General features: G+C 45.9%; 19 protein-coding genes, 1 pseudogene and 1 riboswitch. Of the genes and pseudogenes, 16 read left to right on the top strand and 4 right to left on the bottom strand.

Translation table 11 applies throughout. The features are described 5' to 3' along the window. The first annotated feature begins 9 nt into the window (after nucleotides 1–9). Nucleotides 10–915: a gamma-D-glutamyl-L-lysine dipeptidyl-peptidase gene (gene eepC / locus BV11031_RS11555; RefSeq protein WP_010330450.1), complete on the top strand. Its 906-nt coding sequence runs from the start codon at nucleotides 10–12 to the stop codon at nucleotides 913–915. Beyond that, nucleotides 912–1,901, top strand: coding sequence for an ABC transporter ATP-binding protein (locus BV11031_RS11550; RefSeq protein ID WP_010330451.1), 990 nt, complete (start codon nucleotides 912–914; stop codon nucleotides 1,899–1,901). The genes eepC and BV11031_RS11550 overlap by 4 nt, the downstream gene beginning before the upstream one ends. 42 nt (nucleotides 1,902–1,943) lie before the next feature. On the opposite strand, the gene pgl is transcribed toward BV11031_RS11550, so the two are convergent. Then, a complete protein-coding gene (gene pgl, locus BV11031_RS11545) occupies nucleotides 1,944–2,993 on the bottom strand; it encodes a 6-phosphogluconolactonase (protein ID WP_010330452.1) in 1,050 nt (349 codons plus the stop codon). Between the two features lie 89 nt (nucleotides 2,994–3,082). Then, entirely contained in the window at nucleotides 3,083–3,943 is an 861-nt protein-coding gene (locus tag BV11031_RS11540; protein ID WP_010330453.1) for a dimethylarginine dimethylaminohydrolase family protein, read from the bottom strand. A gap of 183 nt (nucleotides 3,944–4,126) precedes the next feature. Here BV11031_RS11540 and BV11031_RS11535 point away from each other — a divergent pair, with 183 nt between their 5' ends. The 11 genes from BV11031_RS11535 to BV11031_RS11485 all read left to right on the top strand — a co-directional run bounded on the left by BV11031_RS11535 (nucleotide 4,127) and on the right by BV11031_RS11485 (nucleotide 13,271). Further along, on the top strand, nucleotides 4,127–4,645 hold the full coding sequence (locus BV11031_RS11535) for an acyl-CoA thioesterase (RefSeq protein ID WP_010330454.1): 519 nt from the start codon (nucleotides 4,127–4,129) through the stop codon (nucleotides 4,643–4,645). A 244-nt stretch (nucleotides 4,646–4,889) separates the two neighbouring features. Next, nucleotides 4,890–6,089, top strand: a complete 1,200-nt coding sequence (gene hmpA, locus BV11031_RS11530; protein WP_010330455.1) for an NO-inducible flavohemoprotein — start codon at nucleotides 4,890–4,892, stop codon at nucleotides 6,087–6,089. 211 nt (nucleotides 6,090–6,300) lie between these two features. Then, on the top strand, nucleotides 6,301–7,032 hold the full coding sequence (locus BV11031_RS11525; RefSeq protein WP_026014530.1) for a DUF421 domain-containing protein: 732 nt from the start codon (nucleotides 6,301–6,303) through the stop codon (nucleotides 7,030–7,032). Between the two features lie 88 nt (nucleotides 7,033–7,120). Beyond that, a complete protein-coding gene (locus BV11031_RS11520; RefSeq protein WP_010330457.1) occupies nucleotides 7,121–7,639 on the top strand; it encodes a DinB family protein in 519 nt (172 codons plus the stop codon). Next, nucleotides 7,636–8,151 (top strand): GNAT family N-acetyltransferase, encoded by a 516-nt coding sequence (locus tag BV11031_RS11515; protein ID WP_010330458.1) that lies wholly within the window; start codon nucleotides 7,636–7,638, stop codon nucleotides 8,149–8,151. The genes BV11031_RS11520 and BV11031_RS11515 overlap by 4 nt, the downstream gene beginning before the upstream one ends. A 33-nt stretch (nucleotides 8,152–8,184) precedes the next feature. Further along, nucleotides 8,185–8,296: riboswitch (guanidine-I (ykkC/yxkD leader) on the top strand. A 77-nt stretch (nucleotides 8,297–8,373) separates the two neighbouring features. Continuing rightward, a complete protein-coding gene (gene ykkC, locus BV11031_RS11510) occupies nucleotides 8,374–8,712 on the top strand; it encodes a multidrug efflux SMR transporter subunit YkkC (protein ID WP_010330459.1) in 339 nt (112 codons plus the stop codon). Then, nucleotides 8,712–9,029 carry a multidrug efflux SMR transporter subunit YkkD gene (gene ykkD, locus BV11031_RS11505; protein WP_010330460.1) on the top strand — a complete coding sequence of 106 codons (318 nt, stop codon included), beginning with the start codon at nucleotides 8,712–8,714 and terminating at the stop codon, nucleotides 9,027–9,029. The genes ykkC and ykkD overlap by 1 nt, the downstream gene beginning before the upstream one ends. A gap of 70 nt (nucleotides 9,030–9,099) precedes the next feature. Next, nucleotides 9,100–10,002 carry a formyltetrahydrofolate deformylase gene (gene purU, locus BV11031_RS11500; protein WP_010330461.1) on the top strand — a complete coding sequence of 301 codons (903 nt, stop codon included), beginning with the start codon at nucleotides 9,100–9,102 and terminating at the stop codon, nucleotides 10,000–10,002. 360 nt (nucleotides 10,003–10,362) lie between these two features. Beyond that, nucleotides 10,363–11,460, top strand: coding sequence for a glutamate 5-kinase (gene proB / locus BV11031_RS11495; protein ID WP_010330462.1), 1,098 nt, complete (start codon nucleotides 10,363–10,365; stop codon nucleotides 11,458–11,460). An 11-nt stretch (nucleotides 11,461–11,471) separates the two neighbouring features. Then, the gene (gene proA / locus BV11031_RS11490; RefSeq protein WP_010330463.1) at nucleotides 11,472–12,719 is read left to right on the top strand and encodes a glutamate-5-semialdehyde dehydrogenase; all 1,248 of its coding nucleotides are present in this window, start codon (nucleotides 11,472–11,474) and stop codon (nucleotides 12,717–12,719) included. Nucleotides 12,720–12,845: 126 nt separating this feature from the next. Then, nucleotides 12,846–13,271: an organic hydroperoxide resistance protein gene (locus tag BV11031_RS11485; protein ID WP_010330464.1), complete on the top strand. Its 426-nt coding sequence runs from the start codon at nucleotides 12,846–12,848 to the stop codon at nucleotides 13,269–13,271. Between the two features lie 23 nt (nucleotides 13,272–13,294). Here BV11031_RS11485 and ohrR read toward each other — a convergent pair whose 3' ends face one another. After that, nucleotides 13,295–13,747, bottom strand: a complete 453-nt coding sequence (gene ohrR, locus BV11031_RS11480) for an organic hydroperoxide resistance transcriptional regulator OhrR (RefSeq protein ID WP_010330465.1) — start codon at nucleotides 13,745–13,747, stop codon at nucleotides 13,295–13,297. A 140-nt stretch (nucleotides 13,748–13,887) separates the two neighbouring features. On the opposite strand from ohrR, the gene ohrB reads away from it, so the two are divergent. Together ohrB and BV11031_RS11470 are read left to right on the top strand one after the other, a co-directional pair. Further along, on the top strand, nucleotides 13,888–14,298 hold the full coding sequence (gene ohrB, locus BV11031_RS11475) for an organic hydroperoxide resistance protein OhrB (RefSeq protein WP_010330466.1): 411 nt from the start codon (nucleotides 13,888–13,890) through the stop codon (nucleotides 14,296–14,298). Between the two features lie 124 nt (nucleotides 14,299–14,422). Continuing rightward, nucleotides 14,423–15,526 carry a glycosyltransferase gene (locus tag BV11031_RS11470; RefSeq protein ID WP_010330467.1) on the top strand — a complete coding sequence of 368 codons (1,104 nt, stop codon included), beginning with the start codon at nucleotides 14,423–14,425 and terminating at the stop codon, nucleotides 15,524–15,526. Between the two features lie 4 nt (nucleotides 15,527–15,530). Here the strand turns inward: BV11031_RS11470 and guaD are convergent, their stop codons facing one another. Beyond that, nucleotides 15,531–16,001 carry a guanine deaminase gene (guaD, locus tag BV11031_RS11465; RefSeq protein WP_010330468.1) on the bottom strand — a complete coding sequence of 157 codons (471 nt, stop codon included), beginning with the start codon at nucleotides 15,999–16,001 and terminating at the stop codon, nucleotides 15,531–15,533. Nucleotides 16,002–16,179: 178 nt separating this feature from the next. Between guaD and BV11031_RS23260 the strand changes: the two are divergent. Beyond that, nucleotides 16,180–16,541: pseudogene (locus tag BV11031_RS23260) on the top strand (histidine phosphatase family protein). The last annotated feature ends 18 nt before the right edge of the window (nucleotides 16,542–16,559 follow it).

Raw genomic sequence — 16,559 nt, 5'->3', positions numbered from 1 at the left:
AATAAAACCATGATGCATACTGTCATATCAGCAGTGGCCAACATTTGGACCGCGCCTGATTCGCCGCGTCCTGCTGACCAAGTGATGCTTCGTCCGACCGTAATGATCAGAGACTGGCTGGAGCGCATGACGTATGATGACAGGCTTGGATTATGTACAGACAATGTGATCCAGACCCAGGTTCTCTTTGGCGAAAAGGTATTGGTGACAGGAGAACAGGGCGAATGGGTTTCTGTGATCGTGCCGAGCCAGCCATCCCGAAAGGATCCGCGCGGATATCCGGGCTGGATGAGAAAGAACCAGCTGAAAAAAATAAGCCTCATTCAGACGCAAAGCGATGTGATGATCAGCAAACCTGCTGCCTTTTTATATAAAAGTAATGGCGAAAAGGAAATTGAATTAAGCTTTTTAACGCTCCTGCCCTTTATTGCAGAAGAAAACGGATATCTTAAGGTTTCAACACCTTTGGGGGAAAGATTTGTGAAGCAAACGGACGCAGCGCATGTTCGCGAACAGAAAGGGACTGTTGAAGACATCATTCAATCGGGGATGTTTTTTCTCGGACTGCCCTACCTGTGGGGAGGGATCAGCGGATTTGGATTTGATTGCTCAGGGTTTATGTACAGTATATGTAAAGCCAATGGATACAGCATCCCTCGTGATGCGGGAGATCAGGCAAAGGCGGGGAAGGACATCCCGCTTGATGCTATGAAAGCCGGTGATCTGCTGTTTTTTGCTGATGGGGAAGGAAAAGGAGCGATTCATCATGTCGGTCTGTCCGTCGGCGGCGGGAAAATGCTTCATTCTCCAAAGACAGGGAAATCAATCGAAATCCTCACGTTGAAAGAGACCATCTATGAAAAAGAACTTGGTGCGGTCCGCCGCTGTTTTTCAGAGAAGGAGGGAGACAAATGACGCCACTGCCTTTGTTAGAGGTCAGCCAGCTGAAAATGCACTTTGACGCAGGGAAAAAACGGACGGTCAAAGCCGTCGACGGGGTTACCTTTCAGATTCTTGAGGGAGAAACATTCGGGCTAGTCGGTGAATCAGGGTGCGGAAAATCAACCTTAGGGAGAGTGCTGATGCGCCTGTATCAGCCAACGGAAGGAAGTGTGAAATACCGCGGCACAAACCTCCACTCACTGAGTGAGAAAGAGCAGTTTGCTTTCAACCGCAAGATGCAGATGATTTTCCAGGATCCTTATGCTTCATTAAACCCGCGCATGACCGTCCGAGAAATCATTTTGGAGCCGATGGAGATTCACAATCTATACAATACCCATAAAGCGCGGCTTCTCATTGTGGACGAGCTGCTTGAGGCAGTGGGGCTTCACCCGGACTTTGGCAGCCGCTATCCTCATGAATTCAGCGGCGGGCAGAGACAAAGAATCGGGATTGCCAGAGCACTGTCGCTGAACCCTGAATGTATTGTGGCGGACGAACCGATTTCTGCACTTGATGTCTCGGTTCAGGCGCAGGTGGTCAACCTGCTGAAGCGGCTTCAAAAAGAGAAAGGGATTACGTTTTTATTTATTGCCCATGATCTTTCGATGGTGAAGCATATCAGCGACAGGATCGGTGTGATGTACTTAGGGCACATGATGGAAATTACAGAGAGCGGCACCTTGTATCGCGAACCGCTGCATCCTTATACAAAGGCGCTTTTGTCCTCGATTCCGATTCCGGACCCTGAATTGGAGGATAAGCGCGAGCGCATCCTCTTAAAAGGGGAGCTGCCGAGCCCGGTCAATCCGCCGAGCGGCTGCGTGTTTCGGACACGCTGTCCGGAGGCGATGCCTGAATGCGGGGAATCCCGTCCCCAGCTTCAGGAAATTGAAGCAGGCCGATTTGTCGCTTGCCATTTGTATCGAAATGCTGAAACGAAGGAAAAAGTGAGATAAATAAAAAGAGTGGCTCCTTTTTACTAGAGCCACTCCATTTGTTTATACTTGATGTAAAAACTTTACACAAACCGGGTAAGGGACGGAAACAGTTGAAGAAAGCACTGTCAATCGGCCGGTTTCTTTGTCTCTTTCAAATAGGACAAGGTTGCCTGTTTCTTCATTTGAAGCAACAAGGAACGCTTCTGTTGGATCAAGGACGAAATCACGAGGCCAGTTTCCTTCTGTCGAAACTCTTTCCACAAAAGCCAGCTCGCCTGAATATTGATTCACTTCAAAGACAGCGATACTGTCATGGCCTCTGTTTGCGACATAAACAAAACGTCCGTCCTGTGTGACATGAATGGCGCTTCCCTGGCTGTTATCCGTAAAATCATCAGGAATGGCAGAGACAACCTGGATTTCTCTAAATTCTCCGGCTGTCGGATTGTATTCAAGCGCAATCACTTCATTGCTTAATTCTGTCATCACATAAGCGTATTTTTCTTTCGGATGAAAAGCGATATGGCGAGGTCCTGCGCCGGGAGCGAAGGCATGGCTTCCGGATTCAGTGAATCCGCCGTCCTTCAGCTTATAGGTGTACAGTTTATCAATTCCTAAGTCAACCGCTACAACATAGTTGTGTTCAGGTGTGAATCCAGCGTAGTGTGTATGCGGTTTTTCCTGTCTTTCGTGCGGCCCTTTTCCTGTGTGGGCGGCTTCTGAAGCAGGTGATTGCAAGCTTCCGTCTTCCTGAACCGGAAAAGCGTGGACCTTCCCGCTGTGATAATTGGCAGTCAGTACGAACTGATTTTGATCATCAACGCTTACGTGGCATGGCGATGGGCCATCGATTAACTGATGATTCAGAAATGTTAATTCGCCGCTGTTTTGATCGATTTGATAGGCAGCAACTCCGCCTTGGCCGTCTGCTTTTTCAATTGAATATAGAATGGTGTTGTTTTTATTCGGTGTTACATACGTCGGATTGCCCAGTTTAGCGGCAAGCTTTGGCTCACTGAGTGATTTTTTCTCAGTATCAAGCTCAAAAGAATAAATTCCTTCACTTCCGCCTTTTGTATACGTTCCGACATACCCTATGTACTTTGTCATGCGAATGCCCCCTTAAAAATGATGTCACCTCTATATTAACGTATCTTGATAAAATAAGCTGTTCAAAACGTAGAAAAGGGGAGGATTCTTCATTCACCGCGAATCAGCGGCATCGTACAGCACCTGAAGGAGCCGCCTGATTTGATAATTTCTGTCAGGTCAATTTCGATGATATGGTAGCCTCTATTTAATAACTGCTGATTGACATGGCGGTTGCAAGGGAGGCTGATAATCGTTTTTCTCCCGATTGAAAGGACATTGGTGCCAAGCGTAAATTGTTCGTCCTCGGGCACTTCAATGAGATCGTAACGTTTTGCAAGCATATGAACTGCCTCTGGCTTAAGGGCATTAGGATAAATTAACGCTTCGTTTTCAGATACGATGTTAAATACGCAGTCCAAATGCAAAAATTTTTCATGCAGCTGCACTGGAACGACTGTATATTCAGGTAGCTCCTCTTTTAGCTGGCCGATGGCTGATATGTCGGTGCGCTGGCTGATACCGACGTAGACGATATCTTCATCAATAATGACGTCACCGCCTTCAATGCTTGTATGAAGCATACGGGTGTAAGAAATGCCTTGCCTGTGAAAAAAATCTTTTATGATGGCTTCTTCCCCTTGGCGAATCGGTTCAGTCATGCTTGAGAGGAAGGCTTTTTCTCCGATGACAAACCCTATGTCCCTAGTGAAGACCTGCTCGGGGAGTCCGTCGCGCACGGGCAAATGAATGACTTCAATGTTGTGTGACCTGAGTGCTTCAACAAAGCGGCTGTGCTGATCTGTGGCGGTTTTGACATGGATATTGTCATCTTCAAAATGTTTTTGGGTTTCGTTTATGACATCTTTTATGGTCATGTGCTCGGGACTGCATAAAACAACTTTCTGAAGTGTGCCGTATTCCGTTCGGCATACCGTTTTTTGCTGTTGTTTCGGGATAGATGCTTCCATAGGTTCTCCTCCTGACCGTTTGAAGAATACAGGTATTATTCCCCCATCACCAAAATCATTAAACGTTTTGGAAAGAAGACAGGTAAACCATTTTAAATTTTAGACAAATGGCAGAGAATATTGTTTAATAGGAGAATATGAGTGTATGTTGCTAAACGATCAGACATCAAAGGGGAGAAAGATATGGAAACACCAGAAACAAGATTTTGTAAAGAGTCAAAGGTTGTAAAAACCAGCAGGGTGTTCCCGCTTGATACGAACAACCATAATACGCTGTTTGGCGGAAAATTAATGAGTTATATCGATGACATTGCCTCTATTTCCGCGGCGCGCCATTGCAGACGTGAAACAGTAACCGCTTCAATGGACTCAGTCGATTTTTTGAAGCCGATCGGCCAAAAGGAGTCTGTCTGCTTGGAGTCATATGTGACATGGGTCGGCACTTCCTCGATGGAGGTGTTTGTGAAAGTCATTAAGGAGCATCTGATGACTGGAGAACGGGAGCTTGCCGCGACATCCTTTTTGACATTTGTCGCATTGGATTCAAATGGCAAACCGATGCCTGTTCCGAGAGTTGTGCCGGAAACGGAAGAAGAGGTGATGCTTCATAATACAGCCGTTCAGCGCGCCAATGAACGGAAGAACCGCAAGAAACACAGCCAGGCGCTAGCAAATGCGCTTGGAACTGAAAAACCTTGGTAATCGTTACACCCAAAACACAAGTTGTTTTGGGTTTTTTTGTGCTTGCGTCTTTCCGCTAGTGATCATGACAGGGGGTAGTCCGTATTTGCTAGGGGATGCTATAAAAAAGCAACAATTATCACATTAAATGGATAATTTTGTGACAAATTTATTAAAGATTCATTTGAAATATATCTTTTATTCGCGGGATCGTGTATCTTAAAGATATATTTTAAATACATCTTTTGAAAGGATTGTTTATGCGATGTTAGATAATCAAACAATCGAAATCATTAAAAGCACTGTACCCGTATTAGAACAGCATGGAGAAGCAATCACTGGCCGTTTTTACGATCTGATGTTCCACGATCATCCAGAGCTTCTGAACATGTTTAATCAAACCAATCAAAAGAAAAAAACGCAACGAACTGCCCTTGCAAATGCCGTTATTGCAGCTGCGGCAAATATTGACCAGCTCGGAAATATTATTCCTGTCGTCAAACAAATCGGCCATAAACACCGCAGTATCGGAATCAAGGCTGAACATTATCCAATCGTCGGCAAATATTTGCTGATTGGGATCAAAGATGTTCTGGGAGACGCCGCGACACCTGATATTATCCAGGCATGGGAGAAAGCGTACGGCGTAATCGCTGACGCGTTCATCGGAATTGAAAAAGAAATGTATGAGCAGGCGGAAGAGCAAGCCGGCGGCTGGAAGGAGTATAAGCCATTCGTCATTGCGAAAAAAGAGCGGGAAAGCAAAGAAATTATATCCTTCTATTTGAAGCCGGAAGACGGCAAGCCGTTACCTGAATGTCAAGCAGGACAGTATATCAGCATCAAAGTGCGGATTCCTGGTTCTGAATATACGCATATTCGTCAATACAGCCTGTCTGATATGCCGGGAAAAGACTATTATCGAATCTCAGTGAAGAAAGACGGGGCCGTATCTTCCTATTTACACGATGGGCTGCATGAGGGAGATTCACTAGAGGTCAGCGCACCGGCAGGGGACTTTGTTTTGAATCCTTCATCACAAAAAGATCTCGTTCTGCTCAGTGCCGGAGTTGGTATTACACCAATGATCAGCATGCTGAAAACATCTGTTTCTAAGCAGCCTGAACGGCAGATTCTGTTCATTCATGCCGCGAAAAACAGTGAATACCACGCTTTGCGCCATGAGGTGGAAGAAGCTGCAAACCATTCTTCTGTCAAAACCGCATTTGTGTATCGTGAGCCGACTGAGGAAGACCGAGCAGGTGATCTTCAATTTCATGAAGGACAGATTGATCAGCAGTTCCTCAAAGAACTGATTGCCAATACAGACGCGGATTATTATATTTGCGGTTCCCCTTCATTTATTACGGCAATGCATAAGCTTGTGTCAGAACTCGGATCAGCGCCGGAATCTATCCATTACGAGCTGTTCGGCCCGCAATTAAGTTTGGCACAGTCTGTTTGAGCACCCCGTGAAACTCTTCTCGCTAAGAGAAGAGTTTTTTTATCATGATAGAAGTGGCAGACAGGCGACTGTTTCTGCATCCGACGATACTGACTCAGCCGTTAGAGATATTCGCCTATTTAGGAACGGATAAAAGGGAAATGACGCATAGAGGCTCTGCCTCAGGGAACAATAGGCTCAATATAACGAGCGGATGGAGGTAAGGGGATCAGTGTTATGGATGGTATGGGCATTTTTGCTGAAGCCAGTTATTGTATTTTCAATTGCGTATATTTTGTTTCGGCTTGCCGGTAAAAAAGCCGTGTCACAAATGAACAATTTTGATCTGCTTTTGACCTTCGCGATTGGTACGATTATCAGTGAACCGATTCTTACATCCAGGCTGCCGATGTCCATTTATTACGCAGGCGCTTTTTTGGTGCTTTATCTCCTGATGACCAAGCTCTCCCTTTCTAATAAATGGAGATGGTTGCTTGTCGTAAGCCCGACAGTCTTAATCCGAAACGGAGATATTGATGAACAGGGACTGCGTAAAGAAAGGCTGACTGTTAATGAACTGCTCGGAAAGCTGAGGGAAAAGGGCTATGCCGATCCGGCTGACATTGATCTTGCCATCATTGAGGAAACGGGAGAAGTAAGCGTCATTCCAAAAGAGGAAGCGAGAGCGGTGCAGGTGCGGGATTTGAATATGGAAGCTGAACGGAATTTTATCCCGATCCCACTCATATTGGATGGCGAAATCCTTGACCATAATTTGAAATACCTTCAAAAAAACCGATCCTGGCTGTTTGAGCAGCTTGAGGAAAAAGGGTACAGCCCTAAACTGCTGTCCTCGGTCACACTAGGCACGATGAATGCCCATGGCGATATCTCGCTTGATGTGAATTCCTCCAACGGCCCGCAGCATGATCCCTACTTATATAAACCGGGAAATAACAATTGATCCTGCTCTCTATTTAAGGGAGCTTTTTTCTTTTTTAAAGGGAATTTTTTCTTGGTGTCAAATGTACCTAGTAAGGGGGGAGCTGAACATGAAGGACTTATGTATTAGAAACGACATGGCGCCGACGGTTAGTCTGCTGTATTCCGCAGTGGAAGAAAACAGTCTCCGTCTGGCTTCTATTGTAAGTCACATGACACAGGGTGAACTATATTATAAGGGCAGCTGCCAAACAAAAAACAGCACGGCACAGCTGTTGCGCCATATCGCAAATGTTGATATCAGGTGGATTTGGCGTCTCAAGGAAAATCGGATACCAGATCATATTGAGCGGACATACGGCCCGATGACAGATGGAAACGGACAGCTGCCTGAACCAAAAAACCAACCCGGTTTAGATGAACTCCTAAGAGGACATCAGCATGTGGTAAACGAGCTGAAATCGGTATGTTTCACCTTAACCGATGATGATTTGCATCGGCCGCTTACTTACGCTGATGACACTGCGACAGTAAGGTGGGGGATTTGGCATATGGCGGATCATAACCGCTATCACCAAGCCCATATTGAAGCCCTCAAAAAAGAATGGAAGCAGGACAGGATGATATGAGCGCTAAAACGAAGCTTGTGACTGACCGAATTCGTTTGCGCTGTATGGAAGATCGGGATAATGTCTCTTTGCTTAAGCTTTTTAACGACCCTGATGTGATGAAATATTACTCCGGCTTAAAAGATAAAAGGCAAACCCGCGATTGGATCAATTGGAACAAAAGAAATGAAAAAGGGTACGGCGTCAGTCTGTGGATTGCTGAAGATAGACAGACGGGAGACTTTTTGGGGCAATGCGGCATCGTTCCCCAACAGATTGAAAATCAAACAGTCATGGAAATCGGCTATATGTTGGCCCGCCGCCACTGGGGGAACGGCTATGCGAAAGAAGCGGCTCAGGCCTGCTTGGACTACGGCTTCAACGAGCGGCAGTTCGGCAAGATGGCGGCTTTGATTGACCCGGATAATAAAGCGTCTATACGGGTGGCGGAGCACATCGGCATGGTTTACAGCAGAACGATCAGAAAATGGAATAAACCGATCGCGGTATATGAAAGAAAATCTTACAATTGAAAGAAAGAGACGAGTTATAGTATCATGATGTCAGGTAAAGTTTTCTAGGGTTCCGCATGTCAATGGACATGGACTGGTCCGAGAGAAAACACATACGCGTAAATAGAGGCGTGTATGCACACGGAGGGAAAAAAGCCCGGGAGAGTCAATCTCATGTGAGACGACTGTCCGGGGTTTTTTTGTTTTCGGAGATTCTTACCAGAAAGAAAGGAATGACTTGAAATGAAATGGGGATTAGTCGTGTTTGCCGCCGTTTTCGAGGTTGTTTGGGTGGTAGGCTTAAAGCATGCTGACTCAGCATTAACATGGAGCGGCACTGCCGTCGGCATCATAGTCAGTTTTTATCTTTTAATGAAGGCGACAAACAGTCTGCCTGTCGGAACCGTGTATGCCGTTTTTACCGGACTTGGCACGGCAGGAACAGTGCTGAGTGAAATCATTCTGTTTCATGAGCCGGTTGGATGGCCGAAGCTTTTGTTAATCGGTGTGCTCCTACTTGGTGTAATCGGATTGAAGCTTGTGACACAGGATGAGACAGAGGAAAAAGGAGGCGAGGCATAATGCTGCACTGGATCAGTTTATTGTGCGCGGGCTGTTTGGAGATGGCCGGCGTGGCCCTTATGAATCAATATGCGAAAGAAAAAAGCATGAAATGGGTGCTGTTGATCATTGTTGGTTTTGCCGCTTCATTTTCCTTGCTGTCTTATGCAATGGAAACCATTCCGATGGGCACGGCTTACGCTGTCTGGACAGGCATTGGCACCGCAGGCGGGGCGCTTGTCGGCATCCTCTTTTACAAGGAGCCGAAAGACGCCAAACGGATCTTCTTTATCGCTTTGATTTTGTGCTCAGCGGTTGGTTTAAAAATTCTGTCATAAATTGATTTTTATCAAATCTTCAGTATAATGGATAAATAGTTTAGACTTACAAAGATAAGAGGGATTATTCATGAAATCATATATGACTCAGCGGTTAAACGAATTCCGCGACGGAAATGAGGACAAAGGGCGTCTTTTGGTCAGCTGTCCTGATCAGCCGGGTATCGTTTCTGCGGTTTCCGCGTTTTTATTTGAACACGGCGCCAATATTATAGAATCCAACCAATATACGACAGACCCTGAAGGCGGCCGATTTTTCCTGAGAATCGAATTCAACTGCGAGGGCATTCGTGAGAAAAAAGAAACACTGCAGGAGGCGTTTGCGTCTGTTGCAGAAACATTTGACATGACATGGAGCTTAACATTGGCAAGCGAACTGAAACGTGTCGCCATTTTTGTATCAAAGGAGCTTCACTGCCTGCATGAGCTGATTTGGGAATGGCAAACCGGCAACCTTATGGCGGAAATCGCTGTTGTCATCAGCAACCATGAGGAAGCGAGGGAACTGGTTGAGCGGCTGAATATCCCATTCCATTATATGAAAGCGAACAAAGACATCAGAGCGGAAGTCGAAAAAAAGCAGCTTGAACTGCTTGAGCAATATGAGATTGATACGATCGTTCTTGCGCGCTATATGCAAATCTTAACCCCTGACTTTGTTTCAGCCCATCCGAATCGCATCATTAATATTCACCATTCATTCCTGCCTGCTTTTATCGGTGCGAATCCGTACAAACGGGCTTACGAACGCGGCGTGAAATTGATCGGAGCGACATCCCACTATGTGACAAACGATCTTGACGAAGGGCCGATCATTGAACAGGATATTGAGCGCGTAGACCACCGTGACAATACGGAAGCGCTGAAAAACATCGGCAGAACAATTGAACGCAGCGTGCTTGCCCGTGCAGTGAAATGGCATTTGGAAGACCGCGTCATCGTTCACGAAAATAAAACAATCGTCTTTAACTAGACTGCAAAAGGCCCGCGCCAAGCGGGCTCTTTTTGATGATAAAAAACTTGACAAGAGACTTTTTTCTTTGCATAATATAAAAAAATCATTGAGCGTTGAAGAGGATTAGTAAGCAGACCTTTCTGTGACAGAGAGCAAAATGAACCGCTGAAACATTTTGCCGCATGAAACCTGCCGAACCTGCCTTGGAGTCTTAGGGGGAAAACCTAGGCGCATAACCTGGCGTTACAGGAAAGCGGAGCGCGCATAAGTGCGTTCAATCAAGGTGGTACCACGGAAACCCATTTCGTCCTTATGAATCAGGATGAAATGGGTTTTTTTATTGTAAGTTGGCTGGCGAAGAGCCGCGGAGGAGAATAAATGAAAAAACAAAGAATAGTAGTGAAAATAGGAAGCAGTTCGCTCACGAATAGCAACGGAAGCATTGATGAGGCGAAAATCAAAGAGCATGTTCAAGCCATTTCACTGTTGAAGAAAGCGGGACATGAAATGATTCTGATTACCTCGGGAGCCGTAGCGGCGGGGTTTTCCAGCCTCGGTTATCCGTCCCGCCCCGTTACCATTAAAGGAAAACAGGCGGCGGCCGCGGTCGGACAAACACTGTTAATGCAGCAATATATGAATCAATTCAAACAATACGCACTGACTCCGGGGCAGATCCTTTTAACGAGAAATGATTTTTCGAAAAGAGAACGGTATCGAAACGCGTACGCAACGATTATGGAATTACTGGAGCGCGGTGTCATTCCGATTATCAATGAAAACGACTCTACATCTGTTGAAGAGTTGACATTCGGTGATAATGACATGCTTTCTGCGTTAGTGAGCGGATTGATTCATGCGGACCAGCTTATGATTCTCACTGACATCAACGGGCTGTATGATGCCAATCCGAATGAACATCCTGAGGCGAAACGATTTGATGATTTGCCAGAGATCACGCCTGAATTGCTGGGGTATGCGGGTTCAGCCGGATCAAAGGTCGGCACCGGCGGTATGAAATCAAAGCTGTTAGCCGCACAAACCGCTCTGTCTCTTGGCGTGAAAGTGTTCATTGGAACAGGAAGCGGAGAGCAAAAGCTTGCGGATATTTTGGACGGCAAGGGAGACGGCACTTACATCGGTGACAAAGAACGATCCTCGGTTAACAACACGAGACAGTGGATTCAGTTCCACTCACCGATCGCAGGAGAAATTGTGATTGATGCGGGTGCCGAGGAGGCGATGATCCATCACGGAAGCAGCCTGCTGCCTGCTGGCGTAGTTGGCGTAAATGGAAGCTTTCCAAAAGGGGCGGTCGTAGAAGTTCGGGGGCCGGGCGGCGTGATCGGAAAAGGCCAAACACATTACTCCTCCGAGGAGATAATGGCGGCCAAAGGCAAACGCAGTGATGAACTCGATTTTGAGAAAACGTTTGAGGTGATCCACAGGAATGACTGGGTCAATATAAAAGACTAGGAGGCGGAAAAATGAGTGAAGTTTCTGTAAAAGCGAGACTGGCAAATGAAGCAGCAGCGGAACTGATCATGAAAACAACGTCTGAAAAAAATGAGGCGCTCAGTCTTATCGCAAACGGGATCCGGCAAGAAAAGGATTTTCTCTTAACTGAAAATGCGAAAGATATTGAGAATGGAAAGAACAATGGCTTAACATCAGATATCATTGATCGCCTGACATTGGATGAGAAACGCATTTTTGATATAGCGGACGCGGTTGAGCTTTTAATTGATTTGGCAGATCCAGTCGGTGAATCTCTTGAAACGATTGAAAAGGAGAACGGCCTGCTGATTGAAAAAATCCGTGTTCCGCTTGGTGTGGTCGGAATGATCTATGAAGCGAGACCGAACGTAACAGTCGACGCGGCCACCCTCTGCTTAAAAACGGGAAACGCGGTTGTCCTGCGGGGGAGCTCCTCAGCCATTCACAGCAACAAAGCCCTCGTCAATGTCATTCACAGAGCGCTTGAGCAGTCTCCGCTTCCAATTGACGCCGTCCAGCTGATTGAGGATACGAGCAGAGAAACGGCAAAAGAACTCTTTACACTGAACGATGGCCTAGACGTATTAATTCCGCGCGGAGGCAAAAAGCTGATCGATCTCGTTGTGAGAGAATCAACGGTGCCCGTGTTAGAAACCGGAGCAGGAAACTGCCATATTTTCATTGACGAGACTGCCAAACCGCAAATGGCGGAAAAGGTTGTCGTAAACGCCAAAACACAGCGCCCTTCTGTCTGTAATGCAATTGAATCATTGCTGATTCACAAGGCGTGGGCGGAAAAACACGGGAAAGAATTGCTGACTCAGCTGGAAAACGCGGGAGTTGACATTCGCGGAGATGAATGTGTATGTGACCTTCATCCTTCAAGCAAAAAAGCGTCCGAAGAAGATTGGGAAACGGAATTTTTAGCGCCTGTCCTCAGCGTAAAGACGGTTGCGAACGTCGAAGAAGCTGTGAAGCATATCCAACAATACGGTACCAATCATTCAGAAGCGATTTTAACTGAAGATGACAAGAACGCAGTTTATTTCCAAACGGCTGTCGATGCTGCCGCTGTCTACCATAATGCGTCAACCCGTTTTACCGACGGCTTTGAATTTGGATACGGAGCCGAAATCGGCATCAGCACGCAGAAGCTACATGCAAGAGGGCCGATGGGGCTTCCTGCACTGACTTCTACTAAATATATCATTAAAGGAACAGGGCAAATCCGCGAATAGCGGGGGAAAGTTCGGTGAAAAAGCTTATCTCTTAACGGGATAAGCTTTTTTTGTGCACCGAAAATTGACACTGCAAATTAAGTTGTGTACAATTTAATTGTATAAAATGAATTGGGGGAATGAAAAATGAGTCAAGCATTATTTACTGCAACTGTTTCAGCGGTAGGAGGCAGAGAAGGAAAGGTGATATCATCAGATCGCGTTCTTGAGCTTGATGTCGCAATGCCGGGGACACCGAGAGCAAATCAATTAGAAAAAGCGACAAATCCGGAGCAGCTATTTGCCGCAGGTTACGCAGCTTGCTTTGACAGCGCATTGCAGCTGGTAGCAAGAACAGAACGAGTGAAAGTGGAGACAGAGGTGACAGCGCATGTCAGCCTGTTAAAGGATGAAGCGGATCAAGGCTACAAGCTGGGTGTGAAGCTGCAGGTGAAAGGAAAAGGAGTCGGTGCAGCAGAATTACAGGCACTTGTGCAAAAAGCGCACGGCGTCTGCCCGTATTCAAAAGCAACCTCCGGAAATATCGATGTTACGCTGGAAGTAGCTGAATAAACGAAAGAGAGGATGCCTCCATATCAGGCATCCTCATTTTTTTGATGAAGTATTTCCAGCAATGTATATAGAACGGATTTTAACTGTTTCAGGTCCTCTCCGGACTGATGTGAGAGTCCCAGAATCTTCCCAGGAATGTCAGCCGCTTTTTCTTTTAGTAATTCTCCGTCCTCTGTCAGGCTGATCAACACGGACCGCTCATCCTCTTCAGATCGTTTTCTCGTAATTAAGCCCTGCTGTTCCATTCGTTTTAGCATCGGAGTGAGCGTTCCCGAATCTAAATACAGCAGCTCGCCCATCTTTTTGACAGTAAGTGTTTCATGTTCCCATAACAATAGCAAAGCCAAATATTGAGGGTACGTCACATTCAGCTGATCTAGCAGCGGCTTGTATTGCTTTGTCATTTCACGCGAACTCGCATATAGCAAAAAACATAGCTGATTCTCCAATTTCATATGGTCAAATTCATTTTTCATTTTGTTCACCAACTCTTTCTGACATTCCATTCTATTGTATCTGAAAAACATCACTTTTCCTATTCTCGGCAACATAGCATGTTTAAAAAGATCAGAAAGGGAAATATAACTATTAGATACAAATAAGGAGGTTGAGACATATGGCACTATTTACAGCAAAAGCAACCGCGCGAGGCGGACGGGCAGGACATATTACATCAGATGACGGCGTACTTGATTATGACATTGTCATGCCCAATGCAAAAAAAGAAGGACAAACCGGCACAAACCCGGAACAGCTCTTTGCGGCAGGATACGCTGCATGCTTCGGCGGCGCGCTCGAACACGTGGCCAAAGAACAAAATATCGAGATTGATTCCGAAATTGAAGGACAAGTCAGCCTCATGAAGGATGAGAGCGACGACGGGTTTAAAATCGGCGTCACACTTGTTGTGAATACGAAAGATTTGGATCGCGACAAGGCGCAAGAGCTTGTCAATGCTGCTCATGATTTCTGTCCTTATTCAAAGGCAACCAGAGGAAATATTGATGTCAAATTAGAATTAAAATAATGACCGGCATCCTGAGGGTTCTCAGGATGTTTTTTTGTGCAGAAGCATGCGGGGCGGGCATGATCTATTCAAAGTGTGAATACATGTAGTATAGGTAAATTCAGACGAGAGAAAAGGTGAGCACATGAAAAGGCCAAAGCTGTCAGTATGTATGATTGTGAAAAATGAAGAACGCCATATCGCCCGCTGTTTAGAGAGTGTGGAGCATATTGCTGATGAAATCATTGTGGTTGATACTGGATCAAACGATCGTACGGAAGACATTTGCACAAGCTTTCATGCCCGAGTGTATCATCATAGATGGGAACAGGACTTTTCGCAGGCGAGAAATGCAAGCTTGCAGTATGCCGAAGGAGAGTGGATATTAATCTTGGATGCTGATGAAGAACTAGACCCGGATACGGGCGCCCTATTGCTTTCGCTGCTGACTGACAGCTTGCCGCCTCTTGGTTGCGTGAAGGTTGTAAGCTATACAGGGAAGCAATGGAATGAAAATGAAGCGTTTGAACAAAGTCAGATCAGGCTGATCCGGAATCAGCGACACATCACGTTTACAGGAAGTATTGGCGAAAGGCCTGAGGGAGAAGACGCAAGCAGCACTTTCTCGCTTCCATGTACCATTCACCATTACGGCTATTTAGAGCAGGAGGCAAAGCAAAAGCATCAACGCAACATCAGTTTATTGAATGCAAAATCGCATAAACCCTTCACTGACCCGTTTCTCATTTGTCAGAAAGCAGTTGAGTATGAGAGAGGATACGAAGCTGATAAAGCGATCCGGCTGGCAATGGACTGTATCAACGAATGTAAAAGAAAAAAGCAAATCCCGCCGCCTGCTAGCTATTATGTAAAGGTTAAATTATTCATTGACGCAGAACGGTACGAAGAAGCGGAACGCGATATCAATGAAGCGCTGAGGCATTATCCCGACTACTGTACGCTTCACTATTACAAAGGAATAATCTTGTATCAGCTTAAAAAAGTCAGAGATGCGATCACGGCGTTTGAAGCTTGCCTGCAAACCAATCATGAAAATCATCAGTACATACAGGTAAAGGGTGCGGCCAATTTTAGATCAAGCTGCTGGCTCGGTGTCTGTCATGCTGAAATGAATCAGCATTTGACTGCGGTTTTGTATTTGCAAAAAGCGCTGAAAGAAAACCCGAAGTGCGCACGGGCACAGCGGCTTCTCAGCGAATTAACAAAGGATCAGGCCGCACATGCCTGATCCTTTAATATTTTTTCTTATTGGCAAAGTTCCGCCATGCCTGAAACGGGGATAAATGTCCCTTCAGAGTCACTTGATAAAAGGGAATCGTTCTTTCTTCAGCAGGCTTATCAATTTCTTGATAAATGAATGAATCATCAAATCCGGCTTCAGCAGCGTCTGTATGTTTCGCTGCAAAGTAAACGGCTTTCGGCCGCGCCCAGTAGATGGCACCCAAGCACATGGGGCATGGCTCGCAGCTCGTATACAAAATGCAGTCATCGAGCTGGTGTGTTTCAAGCGCCTCGCAGGCGTATCGAATAGCTGTCACTTCCGCGTGGGCAGTCGGGTCATTGCTTGTTGTGACATTGTTCCGCCCCTCGGCAATAATGGCACCGTCTTTTACAATAACAGCACCGAAAGGCCCGCCAACTCCTGCGTTCACTCCATCTAGTGCAAGGTCGACAGCCCGTTTTAAGAACATTTCATGACTCATTTCAAACCCTCCTGTCAATTGAGTGTTATCAGTATAGCCGAAAAAAGGGCAAAATTCATTCTCGAAAAAGTGCAAAATTAACAAAATATTTGGGGGATTTTCTAAGATCAGAGGAGGGGAATCATGCTGCATTTATATATTGCCAGGCACGGACAGGCTCAATGGAACTGAAAAACGGATGCAGGACTGGCAGGATTCTGATTTAACAGAACTTAGACAATACAACGCCCGCGCTCATGGGGAGCGTTTGCGGGATATTGAATTCAATCAGGTTTACATCAGCCCGAGCAAGCGAACAGAAGAGACTGCAAAACCGTACTGGGACCGCGCAGGCTCCAGCTGGTAATAGATCATATATTCAGAGAAACGTCACTGGGCTCATGGAAAGGGAAAAAACAAAAGGAGATTGAAAAGGACGAACCAGAGCTTTATCATGCTTATTTTCATTATCCCAAAGCTTATCGCCATCTAATCCTGTTAGCGGATCTCAGAAAGTGTCAACACCAAAATTCAGCAGTAGCAAAAAAGACATACCAGTGAGGTATGCCTTTTGCCTGT

The sequence above is a fragment of the Bacillus vallismortis genome (assembly GCF_004116955.1).
Lineage (GTDB): Bacteria > Bacillota > Bacilli > Bacillales > Bacillaceae > Bacillus > Bacillus vallismortis.
The sequence above is the reverse complement of the archived record's forward strand: the minus strand, read 5'-3'. Positions and strand labels throughout refer to the sequence as shown.

Excerpts from the sequence above, each read along its gene's own strand:
- eepC (WP_010330450.1), top strand. The coding sequence starts at position 10 with ATGATGCATACTGTCATATCAGCAGTGGCCAACATTTGGACCGCGCCT.
- BV11031_RS11550 (WP_010330451.1), top strand. The coding sequence starts at position 912 with ATGACGCCACTGCCTTTGTTAGAGGTCAGCCAGCTGAAAATGCACTTT.
- pgl (WP_010330452.1), bottom strand. The coding sequence starts at position 2,993 with ATGACAAAGTACATAGGGTATGTCGGAACGTATACAAAAGGCGGAAGT.
- BV11031_RS11540 (WP_010330453.1), bottom strand. The coding sequence starts at position 3,943 with ATGGAAGCATCTATCCCGAAACAACAGCAAAAAACGGTATGCCGAACG.
- BV11031_RS11535 (WP_010330454.1), top strand. The coding sequence starts at position 4,127 with ATGGAAACACCAGAAACAAGATTTTGTAAAGAGTCAAAGGTTGTAAAA.
- hmpA (WP_010330455.1), top strand. The coding sequence starts at position 4,890 with ATGTTAGATAATCAAACAATCGAAATCATTAAAAGCACTGTACCCGTA.
- BV11031_RS11520 (WP_010330457.1), top strand. The coding sequence starts at position 7,121 with ATGAAGGACTTATGTATTAGAAACGACATGGCGCCGACGGTTAGTCTG.
- BV11031_RS11515 (WP_010330458.1), top strand. The coding sequence starts at position 7,636 with ATGAGCGCTAAAACGAAGCTTGTGACTGACCGAATTCGTTTGCGCTGT.
- ykkC (WP_010330459.1), top strand. The coding sequence starts at position 8,374 with ATGAAATGGGGATTAGTCGTGTTTGCCGCCGTTTTCGAGGTTGTTTGG.
- ykkD (WP_010330460.1), top strand. The coding sequence starts at position 8,712 with ATGCTGCACTGGATCAGTTTATTGTGCGCGGGCTGTTTGGAGATGGCC.
- purU (WP_010330461.1), top strand. The coding sequence starts at position 9,100 with ATGAAATCATATATGACTCAGCGGTTAAACGAATTCCGCGACGGAAAT.
- proB (WP_010330462.1), top strand. The coding sequence starts at position 10,363 with ATGAAAAAACAAAGAATAGTAGTGAAAATAGGAAGCAGTTCGCTCACG.
- proA (WP_010330463.1), top strand. The coding sequence starts at position 11,472 with ATGAGTGAAGTTTCTGTAAAAGCGAGACTGGCAAATGAAGCAGCAGCG.
- BV11031_RS11485 (WP_010330464.1), top strand. The coding sequence starts at position 12,846 with ATGAGTCAAGCATTATTTACTGCAACTGTTTCAGCGGTAGGAGGCAGA.
- ohrR (WP_010330465.1), bottom strand. The coding sequence starts at position 13,747 with ATGAAAAATGAATTTGACCATATGAAATTGGAGAATCAGCTATGTTTT.
- ohrB (WP_010330466.1), top strand. The coding sequence starts at position 13,888 with ATGGCACTATTTACAGCAAAAGCAACCGCGCGAGGCGGACGGGCAGGA.
- BV11031_RS11470 (WP_010330467.1), top strand. The coding sequence starts at position 14,423 with ATGAAAAGGCCAAAGCTGTCAGTATGTATGATTGTGAAAAATGAAGAA.
- guaD (WP_010330468.1), bottom strand. The coding sequence starts at position 16,001 with ATGAGTCATGAAATGTTCTTAAAACGGGCTGTCGACCTTGCACTAGAT.